General features: G+C 41.9%; 3 protein-coding genes, 1 other RNA gene and 1 pseudogene. 4 read left to right on the forward strand and 1 reads right to left on the reverse strand.

The annotated features are described in order from the left end of the window. Positions 1 to 6: 6 nt before the first annotated feature. Entirely contained in the window at positions 7 to 1,533 is a 1,527-nt protein-coding gene (locus FTT98_RS09765) for a DHA2 family efflux MFS transporter permease subunit (RefSeq protein ID WP_180177328.1), read from the forward strand. Positions 1,534 to 1,600: 67 nt separating this feature from the next. Here the strand turns inward: FTT98_RS09765 and glpK are convergent, their stop codons facing one another. After that, positions 1,601 to 3,085: a glycerol kinase GlpK gene (gene glpK, locus FTT98_RS09770; RefSeq protein WP_180022282.1), complete on the reverse strand. Its 1,485-nt coding sequence runs from the start codon at positions 3,083 to 3,085 to the stop codon at positions 1,601 to 1,603. A 128-nt stretch (positions 3,086 to 3,213) separates the two neighbouring features. Between glpK and ssrA the strand changes: the two genes are divergently transcribed. The 3 genes and pseudogenes from ssrA to FTT98_RS09785 form a co-directional block, all read left to right on the forward strand. Then, positions 3,214 to 3,573: a transfer-messenger RNA gene (ssrA, locus tag FTT98_RS09775) on the forward strand. Positions 3,574 to 3,644: 71 nt separating this feature from the next. Continuing rightward, positions 3,645 to 5,213, forward strand: a complete 1,569-nt coding sequence (locus FTT98_RS09780) for a type I restriction-modification system subunit M (RefSeq protein WP_180177329.1) — start codon at positions 3,645 to 3,647, stop codon at positions 5,211 to 5,213. Continuing rightward, positions 5,213 to 5,899 (forward strand): annotated as a pseudogene (locus FTT98_RS09785) (restriction endonuclease subunit S); the annotation flags it as partial. The gene FTT98_RS09780 and the pseudogene FTT98_RS09785, both read left to right, overlap by 1 nt. Positions 5,900 to 6,171 lie beyond the last annotated feature (272 nt).

The following is a 6,171-nucleotide window of genomic DNA, read 5'->3' on the forward strand; positions in this document are numbered from 1 at the left end:
TTGCCTATGAATCAGCAAATACAAATGACTGACCTGAAAGGTGGTCGTCTGATTCTCGCTGCCTTGGTCTTGGCATTGGCGAACTTTATGGTTGTGCTCGACATGACCATTGCCAATGTATCTGTGCCGCATATTACTGGTAGCCTTGCAGTATCGGCATCCCAAGGGACATGGGTCATTACTTCCTATGCCGTGGCAGAAGCGATTTGTGTGCCATTAACTGGTTGGCTCGCTGGGCGCTTTGGTTCTGTACGGGTTTTTGTGATCAGCCTGTTTGGCTTTACTGTATTTTCGATACTGTGTGGTTTATCGACCAGTTTGGAAATGTTGGTGTTTTGCCGAATTGGGCAAGGTTTGTTTGGTGGCCCGATTATGCCACTGAGCCAAACGTTGTTAATGCGTATTTTCCCTCCTGAAAAGCAATCCCAAGCCATGGGCATGTGGGCAATGACCACTGTAGTTGGCCCCATTTTAGGTCCAATTTTGGGTGGTACGATCAGTGATAATTTATCTTGGCATTGGATTTTCTTTATCAATATTCCTGTCGGAATAGGTTGTGCAATCGCAGCGATGCGCTTACTGAAAACGGCTGAAACTCCAACACAGAAATTGAAAATTGACCGCGGTGGTTTACTGCTGTTGGTGTTGTGGATCGGTGCCTTGCAATTGATGTTGGACTTGGGTCATGAACGAGATTGGTTTAATCATCCATTTATCGTGGTACTGGCACTGACGGCATTTGTCGGGTTGATCGTTTTTACGATTTGGGAGCTGACTGAGCGGCATCCTGTGGTGAATATACTGCTGTTTAAGTACCGAAGCTTTACCATTTCGGTCTTGGCTTTGGCCTTTGGTTTTGGTGCCTTCTTTGGCAGTATTGTCCTGATTCCGCAGTGGTTACAAATTAACTTGGGCTATACCGCAACGTGGGCCGGTTATCTTACTGCAACTATGGGCGTCGGTAGTTTGACCATGTCGCCAATTGTTGCAAAGTTTGCAACCAAATACGATCAACGTGCTTTGGCGAGTTTTGGTTTAAGTATCTTGGGCGGAGTCACCCTTATGCGCGCCTTTTGGACCACGGATGCAGACTTTATGGCTTTGGCTTTACCGCAAATATTACAAGGTTTTGCCGTGCCATTTTTCTTTATTCCTTTGTCAAATATGGCCTTAGCATCTGTACTGCCACAAGACATGGCATCTGCAGCAGGTTTGATGAACTTCTTAAGAACCATGGCTGGGGCGATTGGAGCGTCGATTGCAGTAACCATTTGGGATGATCACACCAAAGTCGCACGCAGTGAAATGGTCAGTAATTTACATGTTACTGAGGTACAAAATACCTTGGTGAATCATGGAATGAGTTCAGAAGCTGCTTTGGGATATATCTCCAGTTTAGTGGATAAAGAAGCCTTAACGCTTTCAGCCAATCATGTGTTTTTAGTCTTGGCGGGTGTCTTTATATTCGCTGCACTGATCATTTGGCTCTGTCCGCGACCTAAAGCAGGTGTGGGTGGCGGTCATGCACACTAAATATCATCAAGTATAAAAAACCGCTCATTCGAGCGGTTTTTTTGCGTACGGCGTTGATTGGAAAAAATTAAAGGTCCGAGCGCGCCCGTTTAAGTGCAGACTGCCACTGAGCCAAATGAAATTCACGTTGATCAGCATTCATTTTTGGTTCAAAAGCACGTTCTAATTGCCATGAAGCGGCAATTTCATCAAGATTTGAAAACACACCCGCTTTGAGTCCAGCCATCGCGGCAGCACCCCATGCAGTTGATTCTAAAAGTTTAGGACGCAGTACAGGCACATTTAAGATATCGGCCTGAAATTGCATCAGCATATCATTGCTACTGGCACCGCCATCGACCCGGAGTTCTTTAAGTGGACTAGACAGGTCTGACTGCATGGCGGTCAATACATCCGACACTTGAAAGGCAATGGCCTCTAAGGCGGCACGAGCTATGTGGGATTTATTGGTACCACGTGACATTCCACAGAGGAGGGCACGGGCATCACTATCCCAATGCGGAGCGCCTAGCCCAGTAAAGGCAGGAACCAAAACCACGCCATCGGTATGCTCCACTTGGCACGCGAGTTTTTCAACATCACTGCTTTTTTGAATAATCCCTAAACCGTCTCTTAGCCATTGCACAATGGCACCCGCCATAAAGACACTGCCTTCGAGTGCATAATGGGTTTGGTTTTGTGCTTTCCACGCCAATGTCGAGAGTAGTTTATTTTGACTATATTGAACTTCAGTGCCGGTATTAAACAACATGAAACAGCCTGTACCGTAGGTATTTTTGGCTGTACCGGCTTCAAAACAAGATTGACCAAATAGCGCAGATTGTTGATCACCTAAAATGCCGGTAATGGGAATGTTTGCGCCAAGTAAACCTGTAGCGGTATCTGCAATATATTCATCTGAACTGATGATTTTAGGAAGGACCGAAAGGGGAATATCAAATAATTCTAAGAGTTCTTCATCCCAAGCTTGTTGCTGCAAGTTCATTAGCATGGTTCGTGAGGCATTGCTTGCTTCAATCACATGCTCTGCACCTTGTGTCAGGTTCCACACCAACCAACTGTCAATCGTGCCGAAAGCCACATGACCTTGCTCTGCGAGTTCACGTAGACCTTGGGTGTGTTCTAATAACCAGACCAATTTCCCAGCACTAAAATAGGGGTCGATACGTAAACCGGTCTTTTTGTGAATGAGGTCATTGAGGTTTTGTTGAGTTAGTTGCCCACACCACTCGGTTGCACGGCGGTCTTGCCAAACAATTGCAGGAGCAAGCGGTTGACCTGTGCGTTTATCCCAAACCACAGTGGTTTCACGCTGATTGGTCAGTCCAATGGCTTTAATATCTTTTGCGAGGATGCGAGCAGAGGCGAGCGCTTGTTGTACGACGGCAATTTGGGTACTCCAAATTTCTTGAGCATCTTGCTCCACCCAGCCCGAATGAGGAGTTTGAATATGGGTTTCCCGTTGAGCTGTAGCTTGAACTTGTCCATGTTCGTTAAAAATGATCGCACGACTTGAAGTCGTTCCTTGATCGAGTGCCAATAAATAGCTCATATATTTTTCTTTTGCGGTCTTGAAAAATAAAATATTAACGCAATTATGTAATTAAGCGCAGATCAATGTGTAATTGTTTCGAAATTGCATCGCAATTTTTTGCAGTTATGCTATGATGACGCTACTTTGGGGATGTTTCTGGCTTCGACGCTGGTGATGAAACTCATAGATGCATGTCGAGAGCGCATTTTCTCTCGTAAATCAAATTTGCATATTTTAGTCGCAAACGACGAAACTTACGCTCTAGCTGCCTAAGGGCAGCTTGTCCGCATCCCTGAATACTTGTGGTTAGGGGTCCCGACTGAAGCGAACGCACACAAGTCCGTATAAGATCAAGCCTTGGGGTCTTATACTAAATCTTAAAGGATCGCGATTTGTACCCTGTTCGTCGGGTCACAAAGAGCTAAATCAATAGACGATATCTAAGCATGTAGTATTCTCGAGCGTAGTGCTGGCGGACGCGGGTTCAACTCCCGCCATCTCCACCAAAATTCAAAAAAGTCGAACCTTCGGGTTCGGCTTTTTTTATGATTAATTAAAAACATTTTTTGGTACAACAATGACTCAAGTCCAGCTTCAAGAACTGCAAAAACAACTCTGGAATATTGCCAATACTTTGCGTGGTAAAATGGGGGCAGATGAATTCCGTGATTACATTTTGGGCTTGATCTTCTACAAATATTTGTCTGAAAAAATTCAAAATAATGCCAACGAAATTTTATCACCTGATCAAATTAAGTTTGCAGAATTGGTTGAAGATACTGAAATTAATCAAGCATATTTGAGTGCTGTTCGTGAAGAATGTCTTGCCAGTATGGGCTATTTCTTAGCGCCACAAGAATTGTTCCATAGTATGGCAACATTGGCTCGAGCAAAAAAATACATTTTGGATGATGTAATTAAAACCCTTAAGGCAATTGAGCAAAGTACGCTGCGTACAGATGCGGCAGATGATTTTTCGCATTTGTTTGAAGACATGGATTTAAGTTCGACCAAGTTAGGAAATACGCCTGATGACCGCAATGAGCTGATTAGCCGTGTGATCGTACATTTGGACGATATTAATTTTGATCTATCGAATACTGAGTCTGATATTTTAGGCGATGCTTATGAGTTTCTCATTGGTGAATTTGCTTCAGGTGCTGGTAAAAAAGCAGGTGAGTTTTATACACCGCAAATGGTTTCGACTTTGCTTGCAAAACTTGTCACCTTAGGTAAAGAACGTCTACGTAGTGTATATGACCCGACTTGTGGTTCAGGATCTTTATTGCTACGTGTAAAGCGTGAAGTCGGCGATGTGGATGCGATTTATGGTCAAGAAATGAATCGTACGACATATAACTTGGCGCGCATGAACATGATTTTGCATGATGTGCATTATTCAAAGTTTGAAATTAAGCAGGAAGATACTTTAAAACGTCCACAGCATATGGAGCTAAAATTTGATGCGATTGTAGCGAATCCACCATTTTCAGCAAAGTGGTCTGCGAGTGAGTCATACTTAAGCGATCCACGTTTCCGTGATTTTGGCAAATTAGCTCCAAGTTCTAAGGCAGATATGGCGTTTTTACAGCACATGCTTTATCAGTTAGATGAAAATGGGACTTTGGCGATTGTACTGCCGCATGGAGTTTTGTTCCGTGGTTCGAGTGAAGGGCATATTCGTAAGCATCTAATTGAAAAGTTAAATGTGATTGATACGATTATTGGTTTGCCTGCCAATATTTTCTATGGCACGACTATTCCAACCTGTGTGTTGGTGTTGAAGAAAAACCGTGAGCATAGCGACAATATTTTATTTATTGATGCGAGCAACGAGTTCGATAAGCAAAAGAATCAAAACAAGCTTTTGCCAGAGCATTTAGATAATATCGTTGGTGCATTTGAAAACCGTCAAAATATTGAAAAATATGCATACGTAGCGAGTCTGCAAGAAGTTGCTGACAATGATTACAATTTGAATATTCCGCGTTATGTGGATACTTTTGAAGCCGAAGCTGAAATTGATTTAGATGCAATAGCGAAACAGCTTCAAGCCTTAGAGGTTGAAAGTCTAAAAACTGATGCAGAAATTTCTAAGTTTTGTGCAGAACTCGGCATTGATTCACCTTTTGCGGAGGTGAAGTAATGGCTTCGCCAAAGTTACGATTTAAAGAATTTGATGGGGATTGGACGCTACAAAACCTTAGTGATAGTTTTAGTTTAATTTCTGGATATGCTTTTCCAAGCAGTGCTTCTACTGATAGTGGTGCTAAGTGGTTGAAAATTGCTGATGTTGGCATACAGGAAATGACGCCAAATAACCCTTCATATTTACCTTTAGAATATTTAGATAAATACTCACAATTTGTTGTAAATAAAGATGATTATGTAATTGCGTTGACTCGTCCAATATTAAATAAGAAATTAAAAATAGCTAAGATTGGGAATTTTTATGATGGTGCTTTGCTTAATCAGCGAGTTGCTAAAATTTCGAGCAGAAGTAACAATTTAGATTTTATTTATTCGTTATTACAAAAATCGAAGACTGTTGAAGAATTGGAAAACTCTATTGCTGGTACTGATCCTCCCAATCTGTCATTAAATGATGTAAAAGAAATCAAGTTAGGTTTTCCATCCAAAGAAGAACAAACCAAAATCGCTTCTTTTATTTCTGCTGTAGATGAAAAGATTGGCCAACTAAAGCAAAAACATGAACTACTGAGCCAATATAAACAGGGCATGATGCAAAAGCTGTTTAGCCAGCAGATACGTTTTAAAGCGGATGATGGGGGTGAGTTTGGGGAGTGGGAGGAGAAAAAGCTCTCAGATATTGCCTTATTAACATCAAGCAAGCGTGTACATCTATCTGATTATGTCGCAGAAGGAATTCCATTTTTTAGAGGGAAAGAAATTTCAGAATTGAAATCCGGTGTTTTCCCATCAGATATTTTGTATATATCTAGAGAGCAATTTAATAATATAGGACTTACGCATTGACTGATTCAAAAAAGTATTAAAATACTTTATAAAGTATCTGTGATCAGACGAATTAAACATGCTTCTACAGCAACTTGTACATTACCCATTTATATGGGCTTTCTCAT

The organism is Acinetobacter sp. YH12039, from assembly GCF_013420015.1.
Taxonomy (GTDB): Bacteria; Pseudomonadota; Gammaproteobacteria; order Pseudomonadales; family Moraxellaceae; genus Acinetobacter; species Acinetobacter amyesii.

Bases quoted from the DNA above. Each gene is read 5' to 3' on its own strand.
- FTT98_RS09765 (WP_180177328.1), top strand. From the start codon at position 7: ATGAATCAGCAAATACAAATGACTGACCTGAAAGGTGGTCGTCTGATT.
- FTT98_RS09780 (WP_180177329.1), top strand. From the start codon at position 3,645: ATGACTCAAGTCCAGCTTCAAGAACTGCAAAAACAACTCTGGAATATT.
- glpK (WP_180022282.1), bottom strand. From the start codon at position 3,085: ATGAGCTATTTATTGGCACTCGATCAAGGAACGACTTCAAGTCGTGCG.